The organism is bacterium (genome assembly GCA_016702305.1).
Taxonomy (GTDB): Bacteria; Electryoneota; RPQS01; order RPQS01; family RPQS01; genus JABWCQ01.
Map to the genome: position 1 here is coordinate 603,200 of JADJEH010000002.1, position 26,393 is coordinate 629,592.

Below are 26,393 nucleotides of genomic sequence, written 5' to 3' on the forward strand. Positions count from 1 at the left end.
TTGGAATTCAGGGACAACAACAATCGCTTCTCCGAGTACTTCCGCGTCTTGTTTCGCGGGAGGTGGATCATCATTGGCTGCTTCTTTGCCGTTGTGGCGGCAACAACGTATCTGACTTATCGCATGCAGCCGGTCTACGTGGCCGGCGCCAGTGTGATGATACTTGATTCTGATCCGGTGGACGCAACGCTCCGGAATGCTGATCCCGTACCGTTTCGCAAATCGCGGAATCTGAACGAAATGGAAGTGATGCGGAGTCGCCGCATTGCCGAAGACGTGTTGCGTTCTCTGGCGGAATCCCCTTACCGCAGCGAACTGGATATCATGCGAGAAACGGACGTCGAAGGCAATACGATCACGTTTGACGATCGCGTGGGCAAGCTGCGCGAAAGCACAAGTGTTGAGAATCTAAAGGATTCCGACGTGCTAAAGGTGGCCGTGCGCGCTCCTTCGGCGTTTGAAGCTGCCTTTCTTGCGAACGCCGTGGCCGAAGAATACTACCGTTACAAACTTCGGAGCGCACGCGGCGAGATCTCGGAGATTCGCCAGTTCCTCGAGCAGCAGCTTGAGGTAGTGCGTGATCAACTCTCGCAATCTGAGGAGCTGGAGCGGGCGTACAAAGAGAGCCGCGGGGTGGCGTCGCTCGACGACGAAGCGCGCACTATGGTGGAGCAATCCACGGAATTGCACGCATTGTACAACGCTACAGAGAGTGATTTGAATTCCGAATTACGCCGCATGGATTACCTGAAGCGGCAGTTAGAGGACGTGCGTGGTTCGTTGGTCGAGGACGTCAGCAATATAACGAGCCCGATCATTGAAGCGTTGCAGCGCGAAATCGCCGACAAGCAGACTCGTCTTGCATCGCTCGTGTCGAATCCGGGGCCCGGAACGGACGCGACGATCAACGCGCTTGAAAATGAGATAGAGACGATCAAGGGCAAGCTGGCCGAAGAAGTCCGCAAGATCGCGAGCGGCTCGGGTTCACTCGAACCGTTGCGCACATCGCAGGAGCTGTTCGACAATATTCTCAAGAGCGAAGTTGAGATCAAAGCTCTGACGGCGCGCGCCGAGGCGCTGCGCGAGGCCATTGGCAACGTGGACTTTGACTTGGATCAGTTGCCCGAGAAGACGCTTGTGTTGGCACGCCTGACGCGTGACCGCAAGTTGAACGAAGAGCTGTATCTGCTCCTGAACGAGAAATACGAAGAAGCGCGCATTAGCGAAGCGGCGAAGTCAGCGGGCGTGGAGATTGTGGACACGGCCAAACCGCCCGAATTCCCGGTAAAGCCGCGCAAGAAACTGAATATTCTGTTCGGGATGCTGTTTGGTTTGGCGCTCGGCGCGGGCATTACGCTTCTGATCGAACTGCTCGATGACACTTTGAAGACGCCCGAAGAGCTTGAACGCATGGCGCTGACGGTGTTGGGCACAATTCCGATTGTGAACATCGAGGATATCCGACGGCGGATGAAACGGCAAGGCAAGGAGCTGACAGCGCAGGACGAGGCGCGGATCGAGTCAAAGATGATCACGCGGTTTTCGCCTAAGTCGCCCATCAGCGAGGCCTACCGCAGTTTGCGCACAAACATTCAGTTCTCGGATATTGACAATCCGAAGCGAGTGATCCTCATGACGTCGTCGGCGACCAAAGAGGGTAAGTCCACGACCTGTGTCAATCTGGCGATCACCTTTGCGCAAATGGGTTCGCGCGTGCTGTTAGTGGACAGCGACTTGCGCCGTCCCAATTTGCACAACTTCTTCAATGCCGACAAGATGTATGGACTGAGCAACGTGCTGATCGGATCGCTGGCATTCAACGATGTGATCAAACGGACCGAAGTCGAGAATCTCGATTTGATAACGGCAGGGGATATTCCACCGAACCCGGCCGAGATGGTGGCGTCGGAGCGAATGCGCGCCTTCCTCGACGAAGCGCGGGCGCGGTATGACGTCGTGTTGCTCGATAGCCCGCCGGTTGTGGCGGTTACGGATGCCGCGATCTTGACGACACGTGCCGACGCGACCATTGTTGTCGTGAGTTCCGGCATGACCGGCCGCAGCGAGTTGAAACGCGCGATGGGTCTCATTCAAAGCGTTGGTTCGCATGTTTTGGGTGTGGTGTTGAACGGCCTAGACATTAAGAAAATGTACGGGTCGTACTATTACTACTTCCATTACTACCAGTACTATTACTACTACGGCTCGGAATCGGGCGACAAGAAGAAAAAGAAATCTTCGAAGAAGATCGGACGCCGGCATTCGGCTTCCCCTGACGTCACCGACGCCACGTAGTGACACTGCATCGGTTGCACGCGTTTGTCGCTCCGCTGCGTTCGCGCGGCGGAGCGCTCATTTTTCACGCCGTCACTCCTAATGTCCGCGCCATTCTTACGCCCCTACCCCGATCTAACTGAACACGCGCATGGCCTGTCTCTGCGGTCGCCCGCAAAGATCAATCTGAGTTTGCGTGTCCTTGGCAAACGGCCGGATGGCTATCATGCTCTTGATACGATCTTCCAGGAGTTAGACTGGGCTGACATGTTGGATATTGCAGAGGCTGACGACTTTGGCTTGGAAGTGGTTGGGGCAGACCTGCCTGTGGATAACTCGAATCTGATTACGCGCGCAGCCCGGCTACTGGCGGAGGAGGCACGGCGGCCCTGTCAGGCACGGATTCGATTGGACAAGGTCCTGCCTCTACGAGGTGGGGTTGGCGGCGGTTCGTCCAATGCCGCCCTAACGCTTTTGGGCTTGAACCGCCTCTGGGGCCTCGACTGGCCCATCAGTCGGCTTGACGAACTGGCCGGCCGTCTGGGGGCGGATTGCCCGTTCTTCCTGTACGGCGGCCTGGCTCGCGGTACAGGGCGGGGTGACAAGATCACGTCGCTTGACGGAGCCATTGCCGGGGTTATTTTGGTCGTTTTACCCCCGTTTGGCGTCAATACGGCATGGGCATTCTCCCAATTCCGGTTTCCCTTGACAGAAGTTGAGAAGAATGTTATATTTAATCCTCTGCTACCAACAGGAATGGAGGGGTTACATACCCCAATTTCTGCATGTAACGATTTAGAAAACATAGTTTTCCGAGCTCATTCCGAGTTAGGAGCTGTGCGGAATTGCCTGCTGCGCGGTGGGGCGAGTGTCTCTCTATTGTCCGGCAGTGGGTCATCGCTTTTCGGAATATTTGAGTCTGAACAGGCTGCTCACGTTGCCGCACGGGAGTTGCCGGATATAGGGAATGGCTGGCGATACCAGGTGTGCCAACCGGTCGCTCGCCCACGACAGAGATAGCCCGAATCGGGCAAGGTCATACCTGCATGGGAAGCAAGGGGTGAATCGTGACCATTACCGAGATTCATGTCAATCTTCGGGAAGAAGAGAAGTTGAAGGCGTTTGTCAACATCACGTTTGATGACGTGTTTGTCATTCGCGGGTTGAAGATCATCGAAGGCAAAGATGGCCTTTTCGTGTGCATGCCGAGCCGCAAGCTCGAAGATGGCACATATAAGGACATTGCCCATCCGATAACGAACGAGTTTCGCCGTCAATTGGAGACTCAGGTATTAGACGAGTACCGCCGATTGGCCAATGATCCCGAAGTGCGTGCCGCAGCCCCCGGCCACGCCGATAGCATGGAGTAGTCACGAGGGCAATATTGGGGCGTCGCCAAGTTGGTAAGGCAGCAGGTTTTGGTCCTGCCATTCGGAGGTTCGAGTCCTTCCGCCCCAGCGAGACGGATGTCGGCGTTCGGAGTGAATTGGTAGCGGGCGTCGCTGACGGTGTAACGGAGAATCCCTTTGTATCGCAGCTACGAACTCAAGATTTTCAGCGGCACGGCCCATCGCCAGTTAGGCGAGCGGATCGCCGCATGCCTGGGCTGTGGTCTGGGCGAAGTGAAGATCAGCCGATTTTCTGACGGTGAGATAGGCGTTCAGTTCGAGGAGAACATACGCGGCCGGGACGTTTTCCTGGTGCAGCCGACCTGCCCTCCGGCGGAGAATCTGCTTGAGCTCCTAATCATGGTTGACGCGGCTAAGCGTGCATCGGCCGGGCGGATAACGGCGGTCATTCCCTACTATGGTTATGCCCGTCAGGACCGTAAAGACGGACCACGCGTCGCCATCACGTCGCGACTCGTCGCAGACCTGTTGCAAGCCGCAGGCATCCATCGCATTCTAACGATGGACCTGCACGCACCGCAGATTCAGGGGTTCTTCAATATCCCCTTCGACCACCTGATGGCATCGCGTCTGTTCATTGATCTGTTCACGATGCATCCCGTTGAGAATCTGGTGATTGTTGCGCCGGACGTTGGTTCGACGAAGTTGGCCAGGTTTTACGCCAACTACATGAAGACCGAGTTTGTGATCGTGGACAAGTACCGAACGGGACCCAATCAGGCGGTCGCCCTCAATCTCATCGGCGACGTGCGCGACAAGAATTGCCTGATCGTGGACGACATCGTGGACACGGCGGGTACACTGTCGGCTACGGTAGCCATGCTGAAAGACCGCGGGTGCCGCGACATTTACGGCGCGATTACGCACCCGGTGCTATCCGGTCAGGCGGTTGATCGCATTGAGGCCAGTCCGATGACCGCACTGTGGGTTTGCGATACGTTGCCGACTCCGCGGGAACATCAATTCAACAAACTGCGCAAGCTCTCGACGGCCAAGCTATTTGCCGGCGCGATTCGCCGTATTCACGAAGAAGAATCCATCAGCCACCTGTTTCTCGACAATCATGAAGAGACTCGGGAAATGATGGTGGACACGGCGCAGCTCGAAATGCTCGCCGGGATGATCTCGAACGATTAGTATTTTCATTCATCTCAATATACCCAACATGTCTGAGCATCTGTCACTTTCCGCGCAAGCGCGCACTCCGAATCAGCCCAAGGGCCATCAATTGCGCAAGACCGGCCGCGTGCCGGGCGTTTACTACACCGCGTCCCGTGAAGTGAAGTACGTGTCTTTCGATCAGATCGAATTGGCGCGTCTGCTTCGCAAGGAGACGACGGTACTCGATTTGAAACTAGACGGTTCGACGCTGCCCTGTGTTATCCGTGAAGTTCAGCGTCATCCCGTATTCGGCAGCCTCGTCCATGTTGACCTGTTCGGCGTAGATCTTTCCAAGAGTATCCGTGTTCACGTTCCCGTTCGCGCCGTCGGCGTACCGTATGGCGTGAAGCTGCAGAACGGTGTCTTGGACGTCGTGGTTTACGAAGTGGAAGTCGAATGTCTGCCCGATGCGATGCCGAGCCACATTGACCTTGATGTTACGGAACTGAAGGTCGGCGACGCGATTCGTCTCGAAGACATCAAGATTGACGGTGTGACGGTGCACGGTGAACTGCACGCAGTCATCGTTCATGTCAGCGGAAAGAAGGCCGAAGTGGGCGACGCGGTGCCGGGTGACACTCCGACGGAAGTTGAAGTCATTCGCGAGAAGAAGCCGGTCGAAGATAAGTAGCGCGGAGATCCTGTGCGGCTGATTGTAGGGCTGGGGAATCCTGGCTCGGACTACGAGGATACGCCGCACAACATCGGCTTCGCGGTGACGGACGAACTGGCGCGCCGCGTCGGGGCCGCCTTCAAGAAGGGCCCGGTTCCGGAGACAGTGGTGGCGCAGTTGCCTGCAGCGCATGACGCTGTGCTGGTCAAACCGCTCGCGTACATGAATCTGTCCGGTCGTCCCGTTGGGGCCGCTCTGCGCTGGTACAAGATCGAGCCGACCGACTTGATCGTCGTATGTGACGATGTAAACCTGCCGTACGGCCGTATGCGGATTCGCGCGTCGGGAGGCGGAGGCGGGCAGAAAGGGTTGGTCTCGATCCTGCAAGCGATGGGTACCGACAACTTCCCGCGACTCCGCATGGGCGTTGGCGGCGGTTATCCCGGTGCGGATGTGGGCAGCTACGTTTTGCGCAAACAGCGCGGCAAGGAATTGGACAATTTTCGTGAACTGGCCGCTCGCGGCGCTGATGCGATAGAGCATTGGTTAAGCAACGGTTTGGAAGCGGCAATGAATCGCTTCAACATATTGTCGGAATCAGAGTAACTCAATCACCCTGCTCGCGAGCTTAGGCAGCGTCGCGGGCCTCAAGACCAAAGGGAATAGCAAGCCACATGAGCACGTACGAACTCATCGTCATTTTTGACCCGAATATCGAACCTGAGCAAGTCGAGACCGATTTGCGCAAGATCCATGACCTGGTGGTCAACCAAGGCGGCAAATTCCGTCGCTGGGAGCGCTGGGGCAAGCGTCGCTTGACGTATGAAATTCGCCATCGCCAGTACGGAACCTACGTGCTGTCGGTGTACGATTTGAGCGCCAAGGCCACGCACGAATTGGATCGTTTGCTTCATTTGACCACATCATTGCTGCGTTTCCTCGTCACGAAAGTCGAGCCGGAACGCGTGCCTGAAGTTGACGAGGAATCCGTGCAGTCGCTCGGTATTGCCAAGGAAGTAGTGGCGCCTGCAGAAGTGACCGAAACAGCAACGGCCATCGTCGAAGCGACGGCGGATGTGGCGATTGACGTGGCGGTTGAAGCCGAAGCCGACGAAGCGACAGACGAGCGCACTGCATAGTCCACACGACGGGGGAAGGCGCCTGTAGGGAGGGCGTCTCTTCCTTTAATAATTGGTCGGATCCAGAGGGAGAATGTATGGCGGACTACAAAATGCCGGATATCAATTGCGTCATCATTGCGGGCAACCTGATTAAGGACCCCACGTTTCGAAAGACAACCTCGGATGTGCCGGTCGCGAATTTCACGATCGCTTCGAACCGCAAGTTTAAGGATTCGAGCGGTCGCATCAAGGAGGACGTTTGCTTCATCGGCATCGTCGCCTGGTACAAACTCGCTGAAAGCTGCAAAGAGAATCTGCACAAGGGCAGCGCGGTGTTAGTCGAGGGGGAATTGCAGAGCCGGAGTTTTTCCAACGAGGACGGGACGGTTCGCAGTTGGGTGGAGATCAAGGCGCGCCGGATTCAGTTCTTGAATCGCCGCGACCATTTGTCGGAGTCGGACGTCCACGCCCATGTGGACACCGTGGAGGACGACGAGGCGCATCATCCGCATGCCGAGGATGATCACGACCACGTGCGCTTCACATACCAGAACATAATTCTGAACAAGCCATAACGAACGATACACCGATGCAAGTCATTCTACGTACGGATTTTGAGTCGCTGGGAAAAGTAGGCGATCTGGTCACGGTCAAGCCGGGCTATGCTCGCAACTATCTTATCCCGCGCGGAGTTGCTTTCGCGGCCAACAAGGCCAATTTGGCGCGTCTCGATCAGGAGCGCAAGGTTCTGCAGATGCGGGATCTCAAGGAACGTCGCAAGGCCGGTGATGTGTACGCGCAGATCAATGGATTGCGCCTGCTCAAGTCGGTCCAAGTCGGCGAGGAGAATCGCATGTTCGGCGCCGTAACGTCTTCGGATATTGCCGAGCTGATCAAGGAACGCGGTTACGAAATTGACCGCCGCAAGATTCAATTGGACGAACCGCTTAAGCATTTGGGCGAGTTTAACGTTGCTGTCAAACTTCATCGCGAGGTCATCGCAACGGTGACCGTGGACGTCGTGCCCAATAGCTAACGCGGCCCTGTGTGATCGAAAAAGCCCGGCTTATGGCCGGGCTTTTTCTGTTCTTGCAATACGGTTCTCTAAGCCTGTGCTTCGACACGCGGCCCAGGTTCGTCCAGCAGCGACGTGTTCTTGCGCAAGAAGCGGAGGATGAAGTAAATCGCCAGGGCGCTGACCAGCAGTACGTTCCATTCGGTGTCCGCTCGCCATGTCTTCTCGACCGCGTAGTGTTCCACGATGTCCAGAATATACATAGAGACGACGACCGCCGCGACCGAATAGAATTCACTGCGAAGTCCCGCGCGGACTGAGAATGCAATGCCCGCTTTCTGCCAACCGGTGAGTTTCGGAATTAAACAGGGTGTGGTTGCGGACCAATCGGTATACGCGGAGCCGAATTTCCCGAATAGATAATCTTCTTCGGTCGCGATAATCCGTTCATAATAGATGAACAGCGCCAGCGCTCCGGCCAAGGCGAACCACGGCGACTTCGTGAACAACAATATCGCCGTGTACATGATCAGGTTGCCCAAATAGAGTGGATGGCGGCAGAGCGAATACATACCACGTCTATTCAAGGCATCGGCAATCTGTCCAGACTTGGCATTGCGTCCGGATGTTCCGCTTTGCGCGTACCCGGCCGAGATAAATCGGACGGCAACGCCGATGAGCGCAAGAGCGAAACACGCCCAGTCCCAAATCCGGTCGAAGTCATGCGAACCACCGACATACCTATCATACTGGAGAATCTGCCAAATACCGAAAGGTACGAGCACGAGCGGCAAGTAAGTGCGATGTCGAAACAGGAACTGCCCGTGGCGGCACATCTCGATCTTAAGCATCAATTCTCTCCTGCCGCGCTGTGCGGCCGCGTTGATCTATACGCCAAGTATGCGGGCCGCCATGAGACCCGGCAGTTCAGCCATCTTGACGCGCGACTGTTCAAGCGAATCACGCTCACGCAGCGTCACGGTCTGATCTTCTTTCGTCTGGTAGTCCACCGTAATGCCCCATGGCGTGCCGACCTCGTCCATGCGGCGGTAGCGGCGGCCTATCGAACCGGAATGATCCACGAAGACCGTGCCGACTTTGCGCAAGTCGGCGGCCAGTTGATCGGCAATCTCGGCCAACCCATCTTTCTTCACAAGCGAGAACACGCCCGCTTTGATCGGTGCGATCGCCGGAGACAGGCGCAGCACGGTACGCGTTTCGCCGTCCTGTGTATCCTCGTAATAGCCGTCCACCAGGCACGTCAGAAGCGTCCGGTTCAATCCTGACGAGGTTTCGACGATGTAGGGCACGAACCGTTCTTTGGTGTCTTCGATCATGTAGCTCAGGTCTTTACCGGAGAATTCCGTATGCCGTTTCAGATCGAAGTCCGTGCGATTGTGAATACCTTCAATCTCCTGCCAACCGAACGGGAACTCGTACTCGACGTCATACGCGTCGGCCGCATAGTGAGCGAGCTCCTGCGGCGTGTGCTGGTGCAAGCGCAGCTTCTCCGGACGAATGCCGAGCTTTTTGTAATACTCAAATCGCTTGTCGCGCCATGTCATTAACCACTCCGTCGCGGTATCGGGCTTGACGAAGAACTGCATCTCCATCTGTTCGAATTCGCGGGTACGAAAGATGAAATTCCCCGGCGTAATTTCGTTGCGAAATGCCTTTCCGATCTGGGCAATGCCGAAAGGCAGCTTCACTCGTCCTGTATTGACAACATTCTGATAGTTGACGTAAATTCCCTGCGCAGTTTCCGGGCGCAGGTACACGACGGCGGCGCTGTCTTCCATCGGGCCGAGAAACGTCTTAAGCATCAAGTTAAATTGCTGCGGCGTGGTCAAGTTGCCCGTCGTGCCGCATGCCGGACAAGTCGCTTCGGTCCAGCGCACCTTGGCCAAATGCACGAGATCACCTTCCCCGCCATCGGGGATTTCATCATTCGAGATTGCGGCCAATTTCTTTTTGGCACGCCATTGCCGGATCAGGTCTTGAGCCTTGAATCGCGCTTTGCATTGCTTGCAGTCCACCAGCGGATCCACGAAGCCATCCACGTGGCCGGACGCCTTCCAAACTTGCGGATGCATGAGAATAGACGCATCGAGCCCGACGATGTTGTCGTGCAACTGCGTCATCTCGCGCCACCAGAAATTGGCGATATTGTTTTTCAGCGCGATTCCGAGCGGACCGTAGTCCCAGATCGAAGCCAGACCGCCGTAAATTTCCGAAGATTGAAAAACAAAGCCGCGCCGTTTGCACAGGCTGACGACTTTGTCCATGATGTTGGGTGCCATGGCAGGGAGTAATGATTACGATGAAGTGCGTCGTACCCAGTGCAGCGCATCGATGGTGCGCGGCTGGGCGGGAGCATGCAGGTGCTCGGACAGATAGTCGGATAGAAAACGTGTGATCTCTCGCTCAGCTTGCGGTGAGCATCGCAGGCGCCCCGCAATCTCGAAATCCACAGCGAGCAGCCGCCGCATCAGTGCCGCGGACTCCGGGCCAAGCCGCGCCGGCCCGCGCAACGCCAATTGTGTTTCGCTCAGGGCGAATCCTAAGCGATCGAGCAGAACGATGTAATTCTTCCAGAAGACCGGCCATCTCGCGGGAGTGGCCGTTTCGCACTCGCGCAACACCCGTTGGGCGCCGGCGAACAATTCCGGATGCGGGTCCTCATCGCTGAGGGACCGCAGAAGCAGTTCGACTAACGCACCGCCGATCGCCATGGACTCCAGGGATTCGCGGATCGCGTAATGCGAGTCATTCAATGTCAGTTCGCGCACCAATTGCAGCTCGCGCGACGCCTTGTAAGTCCACACGACGTCAATTTCATAGCCAGGCTCGATGGCCAGCGCGGTGCCCGTCTTGACTTTTCTCCGTCCACCTTTGTACATCAAACCCAATTTGCCGTAGTGTACGGTGAAGACGGTCAGAATGAGCGACGTCTCGCTGTACGGGATGCACCGCAGCACAATCGCCGTATCACGCACCAGCGTACTCATGCGATACTACGCTCCGATACGCCGCGCCAGCTCATTGGTGAGCTCGCACCACTCGGCGACATCAAGCGTCTCGGGCCGCCGCGTGAAGTCAAATTCGATCTGCTGCCAAAACGGGTGGACGCCCGCGAGTTGGGACAACGTTGATTTAAGCATCTTGCGCCGCTGCGAAAACGTGAAGCGCGTGACGCGCTCGAAAAGTTTGTAATCCGTCGGGTAGTGCTCGGGCAGGCGCACGAATTCCATTCGCACCACGCCTCCGTCAACCTGCGGGCGTGGGCGAAAGGCCTCGGCCGGTACGATAACGTGCAGGTCCACTACTGCTTCAGCTTGGACAAACACCGAGAGCTTGCCATAGGTCCGCGACCCTGATCGCGCGACCATCCGTTCGGCCACCTCGCGCTGCATCATCAAGACACCCAGCGAGAACCACGGCAAACTTGCGTCTTCTCGCGCCGCGCGATTGTGCTCCAGCAGCTTGTAAATTATGCCGCTCGATAAATGGTACGGCAGGTTGCCCACGACCTTTAGCGGAGTCGTTCCCGCCAATCCGTGCAGGTCGAATTCCATGAAGTCGTCATGCACGAGACTGAAGTTCTCGAATCGTGCGAACTTCGCGTTCAGGTATTCCTGCAAGCGGTCATCAATTTCAATGGCGATGATTTTCGCCGGAGTCTCCACCAGCAATTCAGTTAGAAACCCGCGTCCCGGACCGACTTCAATGATGGTGTCGCCGGGTCGTACTTGGAGGGCCGCGACGATTTCCTGAGCGTAGCGTCGTTCGGTCAGAAAACACTGACCGAGGCTCTTCTTGGGCAGCGGGGGATAGCTCAAAAGAGATAGTCGAGCTGCACGCGGAACGACAGCGTCCGCTGCGCAACATTGTCGCCGCCGAAGGCGCGGCCCGGCACGGGGTCGGGATAGCTATTGCCGTCGCGCGCCTGCCTAAAGGTCTGCGTACTCGGACTGTCACCCGATACTTTGACGCGTGCGGTCAACGCATTAGAGAACCGATTGGTGAGCGACACCCACCAGCGCGTTGACTTGCCGTCCACGACGACGAACTCGGTATCTTCGAAGTTCCACAAGAAGCCGTCGTACATCAACCACGCCGTCTTGAGCTTAAGCGCGGGCGAAAAATTGTGCGTGACCTCGATACCTACGGCCTCTTGCGGCGACGCGGTTTGCGCGTCAATCGGGCTTTCGCCCGTCGGATCCGGCGTGCCGATCAACCGCGGGCGCGGAGTGAATCGCGTATAACCACTCGAGTACATTAGCTCCAACTCGTCAAAGCGCGACAGACGATACTCAAGGTTGATGCGGTTCTCGTAAGTCTGGAATCCGGCGGGCTGTGTTGGGTTGCTATTCCAACGGCCTTGCAGCTTCTGGCGAAGTCGCAATTGGATCGGCCAGACCGGGCGATAAGTCAGTTTACCCACCCAGCGATAGTAGTCGGCCTGATCCGCGACGCGCGTCCAGTTGTCCAGTTCCGCGACGAGCAGCAGCGGGCGGGAGACTTGAAAACGCGATTCCAAATAGACGCCCTGTTCGGCTTGTGGCGAGGGTGAGTTTCGCTCAAGCTGCGCAAACGTCGCGGTCGCCAAATAGAACTCATCTTCGTAGGTCGTGCCGTTGTAGCGCGCGTAGTTCGCGAATCCGCGTGAATAAGGATTATCATAGCCGATGCTGTAATCACGGTAAACGCCCAGCATCGTCAAAGAATTCCACTGCGCGTGCGCAGCGGCAACCAACCCATGCGGATCGTCTCCGACACGCAACACACCACCATTCTGTTCAAGTTCGGCGTATTCAACCTGGAAGGTGTAATTCTTGACCACTTGCATCAGATCAAGGCCAAACGTCCGGCGCACGCCGCGCGCGTCTCCCCAAAGTGAACCGTCAACATCTGAATAATGGCCCTGAACGATTTCCCCGTTCATCTGATTGTCGGCGATTTCGTCGCGTTCTTGCGCGTCAATAACAGAGTAGATGTTGACCGTCGTGTCGAGTCCGCCGCGGGTTACTGCGTCGAACTGATATGCCTGACCGAGGGCAGGATGAATCGGGCGGTTATAGGCGAATTCCGTGGCGATCAGCCCGATTGACGAGCCCACCAACGGACGAAAAGCGAGCTCACCGCCCAACGCCACCTCGCGTACGGCGTCAATCATGGATTGCTTGCCGTCGAAGGCCGCAACATACGCAGTGTCACCGTTTTCCAATTTTTGCGCCGTCGGATAGATGTCCCGGTCATCGCGTGGCACCATGGAAATCAACCGGTTCAACGATCCGTCCGGGTTCAGGATGGCGTCTTTCAACTGCGAGGAAACGAAGCCGATCGCTTTGAATTTGCCGTACGACGCTTCCGCCGCCGCTCCGCGCAGCGTGTACTCCCGCGAGCGCGACAGGTCGGGCGCGATGCCCGTCAGGCGCTTGTCGAAACCAAATCCGGAATAGCGAGGATTGAAGAAGTCGCCGCTTTCCATCGCGACGCCCTGTCCCAGCGAGATTTGAAAGTCACCCACGTAGGCGCGATCGAGGTGCACCGGTCCGAGCAGTTGTTTCTCGACGCCGCCGAACCATTTCATCTCGGGAATCTGAGCGTCAGCCACGTCCCAATAGAATGTGCGCTCTCCGAGGCTGCGATGCCACATCGCGCCGGCTTTGTAGTTTCCCGCGTAGTTGACGCGCAGCTTATGACTGACATCAGGCGTCGGGTCCACCAACAGCTCGGGATCAATCGCCAACTCTTCGTCGGCGAAAAAGGGCGTGTCATAGGCGCGGAAAGTGTAAGCGCCGTGCAAGGCCCTCTGGGAATCGCGCTTATCGAACGATAAGTAGTTCCGCGCATTGCGATAGCCCCACGAGGACAATCCGGGCACGGCGCGCAGATCGCGCACACCGCGAATCCCGCCCTGCAAGCGAACCTGATTGTAGATTGCGACCGCGTCGGCAGGGGAGACGTTCTGCAAATCCATCAACTCGTCAAGAGAAGCGTCGTTGACATTCATGGGTTCAAGCATGCGATCAATCCACTCGTCCACGAGACCGACGTTCGTACCCTCTTCGGTGCCCAGATTCTCAATACGATAGTACGCGTCTTCAATGCGGTCCATCCGGTCATCACCGGGTCGCGGTGGATTGACGCGCACGAGATCGCGGAGGTTGAATAGTGTGTTCGCGTCAATCTGCGGCAAGTCTGCGATTTCGTACAGGTTCTTGAACGGACCTTCGTAGAGCAGCCGCTCCCAGATGGCATCTGCTTGATCTGGAGTGAGCGGCAAGGAGTCCACCTGGGCACGGGTCGCCGAATTCAGGTCGAGCGGCGCGGCCGTGAGGCCCCGGCCTGCACAGCAAATGAGCAGCAGCGCAAGAATGGCTGGGCGCATCACGAACCCGGCTTCCACAGTTGACCCAGCGTGCGGGGTACGTCAAAGCCAACGCTGAACGTATGCGAGGGTGCGAGAACCGGATGATAGAGGAACGCGTAGTCCACGACCATATCGCGGAAGAACAGACCGAAACCAGCCGTAAAAATATTCGGATTGCTCATAACGCCGACGCGCAAATGAAACGGCTTGACGACTTGCATATCGCCGCCCGCTTTGAAGACGGTGCCGCCTTCCAAGCGGCGCTCGATGTCAAACGTCGTCTTGACGCCGAAATACGGCTCGTACTGCACGCCGCCGGACATTGAGCGTGGCAGGTCGCGCTGAAGGTCTGAGCCCATCTGCGGGTGATTGATGTTGTGGATCGTGCCGCCTAATACGAAGCGGTCCCAAACTTTAGCGGTCGCGCCCAAGTCCACTCCCAGCGCACTTGCGCTGCCAAGATTCACGGGTCCCGAAGAACCTGCGACCGACTCACCCAAGGACCAGGAAATGACCTTGATCGCATAGCCGAAACTCAGCGCCGAGTGAATGTCTTCTTGCAGCAGAATGCCGTGGGCAAAGGCGATTTCCGTTTCACCGGAAATCGTCTCGCCGCCGAGCCGAGTGCTCAGATTCTGAATGGCGATGCCGATTGAACCGGCCTTCCGCGGTAGAACCGTGTAGCCCGACCCGGCGACATGCGTCAGGAAGGAGGTGCTGTACGGTTGATGATACGCGAAACGCGCGCCGGTGCCGTGACTCATCCCGAGCCCGGCCGGATTCCAGAGCACAGCATCGCTGCCGCGGGCGGCCGCGGTAAATGCGCCGCCCATGCCTTGCGCGGCGGGAGTCGGCAGATGTGGATTTGAGATCAATTGCGCGCGTGTCGTAACGGTCAGCGCGCACACCAACAGGAGAAGTACGGTTATTCTCATCACAGGCGGGTCCCCACGACGACAGGCTTCGTGACGGACTCCGTCTCTCCCTTGACTATGGATTCGAGGTGGAGGATATAGGTTCCCAACGGCAAGAGCTCACGCAGATCGTCCCGGCCGTCCCACTCAATTGTCTGTGGTCCGCCGGCGCGCTTGTCAACGAGTGTATGCACCAACTGGCCTCGCAAATTGAAGAGTCGAAGCCGTACGGCTCCCGCTGGCGGAGCGTCGTACGTTATCGGGAACGTCTGGCCAATGTCGGGAGCGAACGCGCGGTTAGGCACGTCGAGTATCAGGCGTCCGGTAGACGCACCGGCAGGATCAGGGTCGGTGAAATCATCTGCATACCCGGCCAACATCTGGAAGTCACCGCTAAACGTCGAAGACGGTCCGGCAATCGTCACGCGGCGGTTAACCAAATCTCCCAGCCGCACCCATGATTCATCGGTGTACACGCTGTCAAGCAACATCGAATCCCAAATGCGAATCGTCAGGTTGCCCGACCCGTCATCGAGGAATATGTTCGTGCCGCCGCCGACATTTTCATCAACTTGTCTTACATATCCCGTCGCGGCGCACCAAGTGCCCGAGCCGCGCAGCACGGGGTCGGAGACGCGCACGATTTGTGACTGCGTCCGAATATCGCCCGTCCGAATAACAATCGGCGCAGGTAATGGCTGGTTCTCTGAAAGGACCCGCACGTCGGGCGAGTTTGCACCCGCCGCAAATTCGCCCATTTGGATCGAACCGGAGAATTCGTTGACGACGCCGGTAATTTCAATCAGATTTCCGCGCTGAATTCCGGGGAATGTACTCGCGGCGCCGGTCTGCGACAGGTTGAACCCGCGTCCACTGTTGTCCTGAATGAACGCTGAAATGCGGCGCGAACCGCTCGATGTCGTGACATCTTGCACGAAATTAACGACGCCACGGAGTGTTACGGGAATCCCCTCGAACGAGCGGAAGTCGTTGTAGATATCCGCAATCAGGGTGACTTCAGTTTCGGAGTAGCCGCCGAACCCGAGCGAGGCTTCGTCCAACACGTTGCCCGCAGCGTCCCGGATGCCGGTGACCGTAACTTCATACGCCGCTGTAGCGGGCAGCGATTCAAGCGTCTCGATTTGAATCGTTCGTCCGTCGCTGAAAAGCTGGGCAGACTCAATGTGCATCGTGGGGAAACCGGGATTCGTCACTTCGACGATGGCGAATCGCTCCAGATCTCCGGCCACGTCGTCGGCCAGCCGTTCGCTGAAGCGCAAGTTGACATTGTGTTCGGTCACAGTCTCCGCGATCAACAGTTCGGGCGGACGACGGTCCAGAATACCCATGTCTTCATTGCGGCGCGGTGCGATCATGTGCCCCGGATTGCTGTTGAATGTGACGCAGCCCTGTATAAACTGAAAGCTGTCTCCCACAACTGGCGTATAATCCAATCCGAAGTCACCCAGCAGCACACCTTCGCCGGATGCATCTTCCACGTTCCATTGGTTGAATGAACCATAGTCGTCAACACTGGTCACCACACATGGTCCGATCCACACGAACCCCCCTTCATATGCCTCGCTGGAATCCGGCAGCATGCCCGCATGCAACGTGTCTGGCGGCGGAATAACGCCCGGGCCGAGAATCGTGACATTGGACACGCTCGACAGTTCCGTGAGATCAAAATACTCCTGCACCCGAGCCGTCACCAGCACGCAGTCGCCTTCGGCCGGCGTCGCCGTAGGGTTGAATACGAGTACGCCGCTCCACGGTCCGCCGCCCGGATCGCACATGAAGAAGCTGCCGCCATCGAAATTCGTGCCCGTGACGATACCGGTCAGAGTGACAATCTGGCCGTCATAGGGTGACGGACCGCCTGTTGGGCTGTCCACGAATTGAATATCGAAGATCGAGAGATTGATCGTTCGGATGAAATAGCTGTAGGTCGTCGTGGGTGCATCAGCCGGCGCAAGACCGCGTGCACCATCGAGATCCGTGGCGGAAATGTAGTATTGCGCCGTTGAGCGTTCGGGGCCTGCTGGCAGGCGTGCCGCCCAACGTCCGTCGAAGGCTGCACCATCGTCGTGCAAACCGTCATCGTACATCGGCGCAGGCGCGAACTCGCCACTGGCTCCGAAGCGGTAGTAGGTCACGACTTCGGCAAGTTCGTTGTTGTCGTCACTGATCTGCGCCGTGACCGTTACCGGTTCCACACCGGTAGGACGCTCTGGTGCGTGCGTGACGCCGCTGATCAGTGGTGGTCTGTTGGACGCAAAGCCAAAGTCGCCGTCACCGCGCGGGTTGATTGAAAACTCATTGGACGAGTAGGAGATGATACCGCGCAGGAACTGCAGCGTGTCGCCCAGGAACGGCTCATAGAGGAAGTCGAAGCCCTCGCGAACGCGTAGCGTCCCGCTGCCGTCGTTGACGATGAACCCGCCGCTCACAATCTCCGTAACAACCGGATCCGTGAGTTCAATCAGCACGCCTTCCAACGGTTCACTGACCCCTCCGGTCGTTGCCGCGTGGGCAGAGATCGGGTTGACAGCGACCGTGGGTCCACTCAAAAGCTCAGGCGCATTGAGGCGCGTCTGGCCGCCGCTTTCAGCAACGGTGGCGCGCAAGGTGAGGGAGTCGCCTACGGCCAGCGTGCGTGGCTGCGTATCGAACACCAGCAGACCACTCCACGGACCGCCGCCAGGATCAGAAATGAAAAACTGGAGACTGGAGCTGCCGAAGCCGTAGGCCGAAACAAGGCCTGTGACTTCAACTGTTTGACCGACAAGCGGCGAGGCGCCGTCTGGCGCATCGGTAAACTGAATCTCGTGGACCGAGATAGGTTGACCGAATGCGCAAATTATTGACAATAAAATACTTAGTCCGACGACTGCGGGCAAGTGCATAGACAACCGCTGGGGGAAGATGGAAGGAAAGGCGGGGAATCAGAATTGAAGTCGCAAAATACGCAAAATCTGCTCGAAATTCAAGGCGGGCGCTTTACGCAATGTTATGAAATTTCGCTATATGGACAACTCCAAAAGCAAGGTTAGAGCATTGTATTTGGGGCCGTTTTTGCTTATTTTCGAGCATGACCCTTTCGTGCCGCCGAGTTGTTTTTGTGCTGATCGTCTGCCTCGCCCGTGCGTGCACCGCATGGGCCGGTGATCTGGCGTTGGACTCGGCTCGGGCGGCGCGCTTCTGGTCGTACTGGGAGTCCGGCGATACCGTTGCCGCTCGCGCAGCGCTGGATGATACCGAATCGCCGGCCTCAACGCAATGGGATGATCGGGCCAATTTTCTGACAGCCTATATCGCATTTGCCGACTCCGATTTTGCCGTAGTTCCCACACTTTTGGATTTGGGCGTGCCGCCCGAACTGGCACCGCACGCCGCGTGGCTGCGGGCCAGCGCTCTGCGGTCCCTTGGACAGCCGCATTTGGCGGCGATCTACTGGCGCGAATTGCTGACATCGCCGTTGCCCGACTACCGCGACACCGGCGTGCGCGAGCTTTTCGTGGATGCATTAGGGCTCGGCAAACTCGATACGCTCGAATCCCTGTCGCGCGCGGCGAAGCAGTATGACGTGGATCGCAGTTTGCGCCAGGAGATTGACTTGGCGGCGGCGGATCTCTTGACACGCTCGGGCCGCCACGCCGAGGCTGTGCCGCGGTTGCGCCGTGTCTATCTGCTCTCCCCTGGGACGAAGTTCGGCAAACAGGCGCAAGCACAGCTCGATGATTATGCGGTGCGCCACGGCTACGCTGCTCCAGCGCTGACGTGGGACGACGAGTGGGAAGAGGTGCAGCGGCTCGAGCAAAGCGGTCAACGGTCGCAGGCCATAGACAAGGTTGAGGCCTTGCGGCAACGCGGACGCTACGCGGCGCACGACGAGCTTCTGCTCGCGCGACAGGTCCGCCTGGCCATTGCGCTGCGCCGACATAATGATGCACAACGGCTGGCGCAGCAGCATCTCAAGCAATTCCCAAATTCTTCCTATCGCGACGAAATGTGGTTCTCGCTGGTGCGCGCGGCGTATCTGACGGATCAAGATACACTGGCACTCAACACGGCCGATCGGTTGGCCCGGAGCGGGACGGACAACAAGTATGTTGCTGACGCATGGCGACTGATTGGTCTGCTGCATATTGATCGCGGCCGCCCAGCCGAGGCCGCCGACGCCTTCGACAAATGGGTCGAGGCTGCCGATGGCGGCGACGGTGCCGATGATGCGTTGTGGAATCGCGGTTGGGCCCGCTATCAAGCCAACCAGTTTGGCGCTGCGGCCCGAGACTTTGTGCGGCTCGTCGAAACGTATCCCAAGGGCGGCTACGTTCCGATCGGTTTATATTGGAGCGCGCAGGCTTTTCGTCAAAATGGCCAGCCCGAACTTGCCGACAGCCTTTGTACGGCGTTGCGGCAGCGGCTGCCCTATTCGTACTACGCTCAGTTGGACTGTGCCGATCTACCAGCACCAGCGCCGGTTCCCAACAACTTTGTACCGTTGAGTCTTGACCAACTCGCAGCGGTCGGCAGTACACACACTCGCGCTTTCACCGAGCTAACCGCATTGGGCTTATGGGAATTGGCCTTGCGCGAATGGCCGCAAGTCGAGGCTGAATGCGGGCAGCGCGCCGACGTCGCGTGGTGGCGGCCGCTGCTCTATTGGTTCGCGGGACAACGCTTCGAGGCTTGGCGGTGGATCGTGCGGGAATTGCGCGAAGAGGCCTCATCAGCAGGTTCGCGCCCGGCCGATTTCTTTCGACTCTGGTATCCTCTCGACTATGAACCGCTCCTGCTGGACTTGTGCGCGCAATACCGCGTAGACCCCTATCTGGCGTTGGGCGTGATCTGTCAGGAGAGTCACTTCGACGAGGATATCGTCAGTCCGGCCGGCGCGATTGGCCTAATGCAGCTCATGCCGGCAACTGCGCGCGAGCAGGCGAAGCGCATCGGCCAGACGGTACGCGACGAGGACCTATACCATGGTCCGCGCAATCTTGAAATCGGCGTGGCCCATTTGGCCGACCTCATGCGCGATCTTGACGGTGACACGGTCTTGACACTATGTGCATACAACGCCGGGATCAACGCTGCGCAGCGCTGGCAGCGCGAGTTCGGGCAATTGCCTCGCGACATGTTCGTCGAGCGCATTCCATACAAGGAGACTCGCTTGTACGTGAAGTATATCTTGCAGCACATGGCGGCCTATCGCCGTCTCTATCCACATCTTGCCCCAGTACTTCCCGTGATGGAACCCTAATTCATGTCCTACACCAAAGACGAGCTGACCAAGCTAACGCACCTCGTGCGCTGCGCCGGCTGAGCCTCCAAGATGGATCCAGCGGTGCTGGATCTCCTATTGGATGGTCTGCCGACGCGCCGTGATGAGAACGTGCTCGTCGGTTTCGACTATCGCGATGATGCCACAGCGTATCGTTTGCCTTCGGGCGAAGTGATCGTGCAGACGCTCGATTTCTTCACTCCCGTGGTTGACGATCCGTACGAATATGGCGCCATTGCCGCAGCCAACGCCCTTTCCGACATCTACGCGATGAACGGCCGTCCGCTGTTTGCTCTCAATATCGCTGCCTTTCCCAAGAGCCTTCCCGTCGAGTTGTGGCGTGAGGTGCTGCGCGGCGGAGCTGAGAAAGCGCTGGAAGCCGGGATCGTGATTGCTGGCGGACATACGGTGGACGACGCCGAGCCCAAGTATGGTCTCGTCGTGACAGGGATTGTCAATCCCGAACGCATTTGGAGTAACGACGGTGCTCGCCCGGGCGACGTGCTGATATTGACCAAGCCGCTTGGCACCGGGATTGTCACGACGGGTCTCAAGAACGGCGTTGTTAGCGAAGCCGACGCGCAGCCCGCAATCCGCTGGATGAAACTGCTGAATCGCGATGCCGCCGGCGTGCTCGGCCACTTCAACATCAAAGCCGTGACGGACATCACCGGCAACGGTTTGCTCGGTCATGCGGCGGAAGTGGCGCGCGCCTCGCAGGTAAAGATAATTCTGCACTCGGCGAAACTCCCGGTCTTGGACACGGCTCTTGCACTCGCCGCTGAAGGCAAAGTGCCCGGTGGCACGCGGTCCAACAAACTCTATTTGGGCGACTTCGTTTCAATGCAGGATGTCAGCACCGCTTTGCAGTGGATCTGTTACGACGCCCAGACTTCGGGAGGTTTGCTCGCTGCTATTCCCCGTGACCTGTACGCGGGCGCCTGTGGCGCTCTCGATCAGGCGCAGATTTTCTATCGTGAAATCGGCGAAGTCGTTAGTGGATCCGGAATCGAGGTGCTTGGCGCATGACACCGATTCGTCTGGCGATCGTCGGCGCGACTGGCATGGTCGGTCAAACGACGCTGGCCGTATTGCAGGAGTGGAACATTCCGCTCGCGGATTTGCGGCTTTATGCGTCGTCTGAATCGGCGGGCAAACGGCTGCAGTATGGCGGACGTGATCTGGTCGTTGAAGCTCTGACAGATGACATTCCCGCAGATTTTGTCATTCTTGCTCTATCGGCGGATCTGGCTCGCGAATGGGCGCCGCGGCTTGCCGAACGCGGTCTGCGCATCATAGATCATTCAAGCGCGTGGCGCATGGATCCGGCGGTGCCGTTGGTGATTCCGGAGATCAATGCGCACACCCTGGTGCGCGCCGGGCGCATTGTCGCAAATCCGAATTGTTCTGCATCCGTCGCATTGATGGGACTTGCACCGCTGGAGCGCGCGATTGGCCTGCGCCGCGTCATTGCGGCAACATACCAGAGCGTCAGCGGAGCGGGTATCGCCGCTGTCGAAGAGCTGCGCAACCAGAATACCGGCGATTCAGGCACCGTGTCCGCTCTACCACGGCGAATCTGCGGCAATGTGTTTCCCGAAATTGGCAGTCTCGACGCGACGGCTTATACCGGCGAAGAGACCAAAATCGCTCAGGAAATTCGTAAGATTCTCGAACGGCCCGATTTGCATGCCAGCGCGACCGCCGTGCGGGTGCCGGTCGAAGTTGGCCATGCCGTTGCGGTAAGCGTCGAACTTGCGCGGCAGGTGGAGATTGCCGAAGTCACCGCGGCGCTGTGCGACTTCCCCGGCTTGATCAATGACGGCCCGTCCTATGCCACGCCACTCGAAATTGCCGGCAAGCAGGACGTCCGCGTGGGCCGGGTGCGGCTTGATCCGCAGGACCCCAACTGGCTACATTTTTGGATTGTGGGCGATAATACTCGCAAAGGAGCGGCGTCCAATGCCGTTCAGATTTTGCTGCACTGGGCGGCTCTGTAGCCTGGTCAGTCTGCTGATTCCGTTGCTGGCATCTGCGCAGTTGACGTGGAACTCTGACGTCGTGGTGTTTGGCACGGAACAAGAGGAGCGGCAACCGCAGATCGTCACCATTAGCCCGACGCTGTTTCGGGCATTTTGCGTCCGTGACGACGCCGCTCTCAGCACACGCCGATCATTAAATTTCGGTGACGGTTGGGCGGCCTTCTCGGATCGCTCGTATCAGGCAGCGTTGCAACTGCTCGCAGTGGTGGCGGATAATAACTACTCCTATGCACTGACGGCAGCACCGGTACAAATCTCCCGCATTTCACACGAGTCCGAGAGTTGGCCCGATGAGCAGCCGATCACACTTGACATTGGTGCGTCCACTCTCGTGACGGCGCACATGGTCACGGATGCCGACTTCGCCCCGGACGACGCCTATCTGCACCTGTTTGCATTACTGCGCGCAAACGACGGCGGCGTTGCGCTCCGCTATGCGCGTTCCGAGGACTCCGGGATTTCATTCGGCGCCTGGCAGACTGTGGATAGTTTGCTGAGCATTGAAGATTCCAGCGCGGCGATTTCGTCAACCGTAACGTGGCATGGTGACGCCGAACGGCTTTGGGTTGCCGTCAACGTTGATCGTCCGGGCACGACTGGCGAACAGATACAACTCTATTCGTCCGATGACCTGGGAGAAACATGGAGCCTGCCGTTGACGCCGGATTCGAGCAGCTACGCGCAGTTTTCGCCTACGCTCGGCGCCCGGGATACCACAATTGTACTTGCTTATGCCCGGCGCACTAGCGCATCGCTGGCGCGTGATGTCTTCTTGACCTATTCGCCCGATAACGGGCTTTCGTGGCCGGAACCGCTGCCACTGACGGATCATGTGTTTGACGACATGTATCCGCGCGTCGTCGTTACCGGGTTTACGATTGGATTGACATACACACGCGCGCAAGTGGATCAGTCGTATGGCACGCTTTACCATCGCTGGGCCGAGTTACACGAGCCGTGGAATTGGTCGGAGGCAGAGTTCGCGGTCTCACCGCAAAGTGGTGTGCGACTAAGCGACCGAGTGTCCGTCTGCCCTGATCGTAACTTTTGCGCCGCGGTTTGGACCGGTCTAATCGGCGGCACGGATGGCGACATATTTTTCGACAGCCAGTGGCGCGGACTGGCTACGCAGCCACATGGCGAGCCACGGTCAAGCGCTTCCATGCGCGAAACGAGCGCGGGGACATTTGAATTCGAATTGCCGTCGGGACGACCGCAGGCGCTAAGAGTCTTTGACCTTTTGGGTCGCCAAGTACTGACAGGCGACATCGGACCGGGTCAATCGGTTTGGCAAGTTCCGCATGGGCTGCCCACGGGCAGCTATTGGCTTACCGTCGCGCAATCGCCGCCGCTGCGTTTCACGGTTGTACGTTAGAAGTAGTGTTATTCAAATGCAAGAGGCTCCCAATCGGGAGCCTCTTGTATCTCGTACCTTCAATCACTATGCCGGTTCGGGCGCCAGCACCTCACGCTTCGGCGTGCGCGCGATGAACATCTCGGCAATCAACAGCGCGAGCGCCAGGTACAGGAAGAGCTTCCACAATTCACGGCCGTATCGGCCTTCGCGAATGGCCGTCTCGACGTTTTGACCCGCCTTCAAAGTACTCTGGTTTCCGCCAAGCAATGCAAGCGTTTCATTGGACTGCACCACCGCGATATCGCTCTCGGCGGACGGTACGTTGGCCACAATGGGACGCAGCGTCCGTGTGTCTTGTTTCAGCGAATAGACGCCGCTGACTGACAGCGGCGGAATCTTGAGCAACTGTCCGCCTGTGACGGGAACCGCAGTAAGACGCACGCTCGACGCATCCTGCGTGAGCTCATATTGCACGCCTTCCGCGCTGCGCAGTAACACTTCAGCGCCTTCGCCGATGGTTAGCTCAAACTGTGAGCCTACGGCGCCACCGCCCGCTAAGTAGGCGGCACTGGCCGTCAGCAGCGGAGAAAAGACACCAGCGCGAAACAGCGATGACCATTCCGGGTCGGGCGACGACGTCAAGAATAGAGCGCGGCCCCGGCCCTGCGCGGCTTCGATCAGGAATGCTGAACCGCCGGCGCCCTCGATAATCGCGGATGACGACGCCCCTCGTGTCGTCGTCAGCATGCGCGTGAATTCGGGCGAGATATCCGCGGGTTTCTCTTGGAAGATTCCCTCGAACAGGGGGTGATCTAAGTCAACACGCGCCCAGTGCGCCTCGGCCTCGCCCAGGGCCTTTGCCTCCAGCGGCGCAGGAAGGCCAAGGCTCTGCATCCACGCTGCATGCGCCCGCGTGTCAAAATTGGGTCCGCCCGCGATGAAAACGCCGCGCCCGGATTGCAGATAAGCAGTGATACGCTCGCCGAATGCGCCGCTGACAGCGGGTGCGTCTACCAAAAAGATTGCGTCCAGAGCGGCCCAGTCTTCGGCCTCGAGTTGCGGCGGAATCAACTCAAGCACGTGCACAAACGATTCGCCGCGGCCGCTGGGATCGAGCGCCAGAGCGGTCAAGCGCCGCGCCGGACCATCCGCGCCGACCACGGCAACGTTTAGCCGCGCCGGGACGCGCAGCACGAATCGCCGCACGTCGTCACCGCTAAAGGCGTCGGTATCTTCGAGCCGTACATAGCCCGCCAGCTCACCAACTCCATCCGGCACGAAGCGAATCTGCTCCGTCCGGCTCTCGCCGGCGCGCAAAGAAACGCGCGTTTGCGCCACGCGCTTTCCATCCACGTAGACGCCCACGATGCGATCAGCTACCTCGCCGTCTCCGCTATTTCGCGCGGTGTAACTGAGTTCCACGGGCCGTCCCGGTGTGATCAATCGTGACGTAATCCGTGCATCCGCGACACCAACATTCACTGCATGCTCCGAGCCGACGTCCACGACGAACAGCCTTACGTCGTCAGGGATAATCGGCGACTGCGGCAGCTCGGCGGGCCAAGCACTGCCGCTGAAATCCGAGAGCACGTAGACTTCTTTGAGCAGGTTCTGCGATTGGCCCAGCAGGGCGCGCGCCGCACCCATTGCGGCAATCAGATCGCCGCCGCCTTCAGTGACGGTGGAAGTCTCAATCGCTTCCCTCAGCAGCGTACGATGTTGCGTCGGAGTCTCAGGGTAGAGCTGCGGTGTTGCGTCGGCCCACACTATTTGAATTTCGTCATTCGCGCCGAGCGATTGCAGAATCTCCTGCGCGCGCGATTGCAATTCATGATACCGTGTGCCGCTCGGCGCTTCGGTGCTCATTGAGAGCGTTCTATCCAGGACGAGCGCCACGGACGCCCGCGCTTCGCCGCCGCCGAGCAGGCCGGCCTCCGAGCGCAGAACGGGCCGCGCCATCGCAAAGACCAGCGCTAAAATAGCCAGCGTACGCAGGGCCAGCAGAATCCACTGCCGCACCCGCACCCGGCGCATCTTCTGTCGCTGCATCTCCTGCAAAAAGCGCAAAGTCGGAAAATCCACCTGTTTGAACCGTTGCCGATTCAACAGGTGGATGAGGATAGGAATCAGACCAAGCGAGAGCGCCGCCAGCAAAGCGGAATTCAAAAATGTCATCGAGTCACTCGTGCGGTTTCCGCGGGATGCGCCATCAACATGTCTTCAATAAGTTCAACCAGCATGTGCCCGCACAATAGATGCGCTTCCTGCACGCGCTGTCCGGAGTGCGACGGAATGCGCAGGGCGAAATCAAGGTAGTGATCCAGCGGCGTCGGGTCTATGCCCAGAAATCCGATCCTAATTCCCCCGAGTACTCCGGCCGTCTGTGCCGCGACCAACAGGTTCGCGGACCGTCCTGATGTGGTCAAGAAGAACACCAGGTCGCCCACGTGCATGTGGGCTTCCAACTGACGGGAAAAGACGCGATCGAATCCGTAATCGTTCGAGCAGGCTGTCAACAGGGAGGTATCCGTCGTCAAAGCGATGGCCGACAGAGCAGCGCGCTCGCGCTGCGCGGACAGCCGGACGACAAACTCCGTGGCCAAGTGCTGACACTCCGCTGCCGAGCCGCCGTTTCCGCAGAAGAACAGCCGCTTGCCGTTCCGCAATGCATGAGCCGCCTGCTCGGCAATCGCGGTAAGATCTGTGAAGCAGTGCTTGGCCAGTTGGCTGTACATCGCCGTGGCTTCTTGCATCGCGTGATCGAACTTCTCGATACTGGAGATCAACGGATCATCCGGCTTATCTGAAGAGTCATGCATAGTGGAAC

At 58.2% G+C, this 26,393-nt stretch carries 22 protein-coding genes and 1 tRNA gene; 14 read left to right on the forward strand and 9 right to left on the reverse strand.

Features of this window, described 5'->3' with window-relative positions; translation table 11 throughout:
* From IPH10_07050 to IPH10_07095, 10 genes are all read left to right on the forward strand, one after another.
* A complete protein-coding gene (locus tag IPH10_07050; GenBank protein MBK6910679.1) occupies window positions 1-2,295 on the forward strand; it encodes a polysaccharide biosynthesis tyrosine autokinase in 2,295 nt (764 codons plus the stop codon).
* A gap of 81 nt (window positions 2,296-2,376) precedes the next feature.
* Entirely contained in the window at window positions 2,377-3,294 is a 918-nt protein-coding gene (gene ispE, locus IPH10_07055; protein ID MBK6910680.1) for a 4-(cytidine 5'-diphospho)-2-C-methyl-D-erythritol kinase, read from the forward strand.
* Between the two features lie 47 nt (window positions 3,295-3,341).
* Window positions 3,342-3,644, forward strand: coding sequence for a septation protein SpoVG family protein (locus IPH10_07060; GenBank protein MBK6910681.1), 303 nt, complete (start codon window positions 3,342-3,344; stop codon window positions 3,642-3,644).
* A gap of 15 nt (window positions 3,645-3,659) precedes the next feature.
* Window positions 3,660-3,732, forward strand: a tRNA-Gln gene (locus IPH10_07065).
* A 68-nt stretch (window positions 3,733-3,800) separates the two neighbouring features.
* Window positions 3,801-4,820 (forward strand): ribose-phosphate pyrophosphokinase, encoded by a 1,020-nt coding sequence (locus IPH10_07070; protein ID MBK6910682.1) that lies wholly within the window; start codon window positions 3,801-3,803, stop codon window positions 4,818-4,820.
* A 28-nt stretch (window positions 4,821-4,848) separates the two neighbouring features.
* The gene (locus tag IPH10_07075; GenBank protein ID MBK6910683.1) at window positions 4,849-5,475 is read left to right on the forward strand and encodes a 50S ribosomal protein L25; all 627 of its coding nucleotides are present in this window, start codon (window positions 4,849-4,851) and stop codon (window positions 5,473-5,475) included.
* A gap of 12 nt (window positions 5,476-5,487) precedes the next feature.
* On the forward strand, window positions 5,488-6,063 hold the full coding sequence (locus tag IPH10_07080; GenBank protein MBK6910684.1) for an aminoacyl-tRNA hydrolase: 576 nt from the start codon (window positions 5,488-5,490) through the stop codon (window positions 6,061-6,063).
* 68 nt (window positions 6,064-6,131) lie between these two features.
* Window positions 6,132-6,596 carry a 30S ribosomal protein S6 gene (gene rpsF, locus IPH10_07085; GenBank protein MBK6910685.1) on the forward strand — a complete coding sequence of 155 codons (465 nt, stop codon included), beginning with the start codon at window positions 6,132-6,134 and terminating at the stop codon, window positions 6,594-6,596.
* Between the two features lie 77 nt (window positions 6,597-6,673).
* Window positions 6,674-7,153, forward strand: coding sequence for a single-stranded DNA-binding protein (locus tag IPH10_07090; GenBank protein ID MBK6910686.1), 480 nt, complete (start codon window positions 6,674-6,676; stop codon window positions 7,151-7,153).
* Between the two features lie 14 nt (window positions 7,154-7,167).
* Window positions 7,168-7,614 (forward strand): 50S ribosomal protein L9, encoded by a 447-nt coding sequence (locus IPH10_07095; protein MBK6910687.1) that lies wholly within the window; start codon window positions 7,168-7,170, stop codon window positions 7,612-7,614.
* Window positions 7,615-7,682: 68 nt separating this feature from the next.
* Here the strand turns inward: IPH10_07095 and IPH10_07100 are convergent, their stop codons facing one another.
* Genes IPH10_07100 through IPH10_07130 form a run of 7 tightly spaced genes read right to left on the reverse strand, consistent with a single transcriptional unit; the run spans window position 7,683 to window position 17,753 of the window.
* On the reverse strand, window positions 7,683-8,444 hold the full coding sequence (locus tag IPH10_07100) for a DUF1295 domain-containing protein (protein ID MBK6910688.1): 762 nt from the start codon (window positions 8,442-8,444) through the stop codon (window positions 7,683-7,685).
* A gap of 36 nt (window positions 8,445-8,480) precedes the next feature.
* On the reverse strand, window positions 8,481-9,893 hold the full coding sequence (locus IPH10_07105; protein MBK6910689.1) for a glycine--tRNA ligase: 1,413 nt from the start codon (window positions 9,891-9,893) through the stop codon (window positions 8,481-8,483).
* Window positions 9,894-9,908: 15 nt separating this feature from the next.
* Window positions 9,909-10,601: a DNA repair protein RecO gene (gene recO, locus IPH10_07110; GenBank protein MBK6910690.1), complete on the reverse strand. Its 693-nt coding sequence runs from the start codon at window positions 10,599-10,601 to the stop codon at window positions 9,909-9,911.
* A gap of 6 nt (window positions 10,602-10,607) precedes the next feature.
* Complete coding sequence (rsmA, locus tag IPH10_07115; protein ID MBK6910691.1) at window positions 10,608-11,432, reverse strand: ribosomal RNA small subunit methyltransferase A; 825 nt, start codon at window positions 11,430-11,432, stop codon at window positions 10,608-10,610.
* On the reverse strand, window positions 11,429-13,987 hold the full coding sequence (locus IPH10_07120) for a hypothetical protein (GenBank protein ID MBK6910692.1): 2,559 nt from the start codon (window positions 13,985-13,987) through the stop codon (window positions 11,429-11,431). The genes rsmA and IPH10_07120 overlap by 4 nt, the downstream gene beginning before the upstream one ends.
* On the reverse strand, window positions 13,987-14,904 hold the full coding sequence (locus IPH10_07125) for a hypothetical protein (protein ID MBK6910693.1): 918 nt from the start codon (window positions 14,902-14,904) through the stop codon (window positions 13,987-13,989). The genes IPH10_07120 and IPH10_07125 overlap by 1 nt, the downstream gene beginning before the upstream one ends.
* Window positions 14,904-17,753 carry a hypothetical protein gene (locus IPH10_07130; GenBank protein MBK6910694.1) on the reverse strand — a complete coding sequence of 950 codons (2,850 nt, stop codon included), beginning with the start codon at window positions 17,751-17,753 and terminating at the stop codon, window positions 14,904-14,906. The genes IPH10_07125 and IPH10_07130 overlap by 1 nt, the downstream gene beginning before the upstream one ends.
* A 251-nt stretch (window positions 17,754-18,004) precedes the next feature.
* Between IPH10_07130 and IPH10_07135 the strand changes: the two genes are divergently transcribed.
* The 4 genes from IPH10_07135 to IPH10_07150 all read left to right on the forward strand — a co-directional run bounded on the left by IPH10_07135 (window position 18,005) and on the right by IPH10_07150 (window position 23,584).
* Window positions 18,005-20,146, forward strand: a complete 2,142-nt coding sequence (locus IPH10_07135; protein ID MBK6910695.1) for a transglycosylase SLT domain-containing protein — start codon at window positions 18,005-18,007, stop codon at window positions 20,144-20,146.
* Window positions 20,147-20,230: 84 nt separating this feature from the next.
* Complete coding sequence (gene selD / locus IPH10_07140; protein ID MBK6910696.1) at window positions 20,231-21,196, forward strand: selenide, water dikinase SelD; 966 nt, start codon at window positions 20,231-20,233, stop codon at window positions 21,194-21,196.
* Window positions 21,193-22,167, forward strand: coding sequence for an aspartate-semialdehyde dehydrogenase (locus IPH10_07145; protein MBK6910697.1), 975 nt, complete (start codon window positions 21,193-21,195; stop codon window positions 22,165-22,167). Before selD ends, IPH10_07145 begins: the two co-directional genes overlap by 4 nt.
* Complete coding sequence (locus tag IPH10_07150; GenBank protein MBK6910698.1) at window positions 22,130-23,584, forward strand: exo-alpha-sialidase; 1,455 nt, start codon at window positions 22,130-22,132, stop codon at window positions 23,582-23,584. The genes IPH10_07145 and IPH10_07150 overlap by 38 nt, the downstream gene beginning before the upstream one ends.
* Window positions 23,585-23,650: 66 nt before the next feature.
* Here IPH10_07150 and IPH10_07155 read toward each other — a convergent pair whose 3' ends face one another.
* Together IPH10_07155 and IPH10_07160 are read right to left on the reverse strand one after the other, a co-directional pair.
* Window positions 23,651-25,741, reverse strand: a complete 2,091-nt coding sequence (locus tag IPH10_07155; protein MBK6910699.1) for a BatA domain-containing protein — start codon at window positions 25,739-25,741, stop codon at window positions 23,651-23,653.
* The gene (locus IPH10_07160; GenBank protein MBK6910700.1) at window positions 25,738-26,385 is read right to left on the reverse strand and encodes an SIS domain-containing protein; all 648 of its coding nucleotides are present in this window, start codon (window positions 26,383-26,385) and stop codon (window positions 25,738-25,740) included. Before IPH10_07160 ends, IPH10_07155 begins: the two co-directional genes overlap by 4 nt.
* Window positions 26,386-26,393 lie beyond the last annotated feature (8 nt).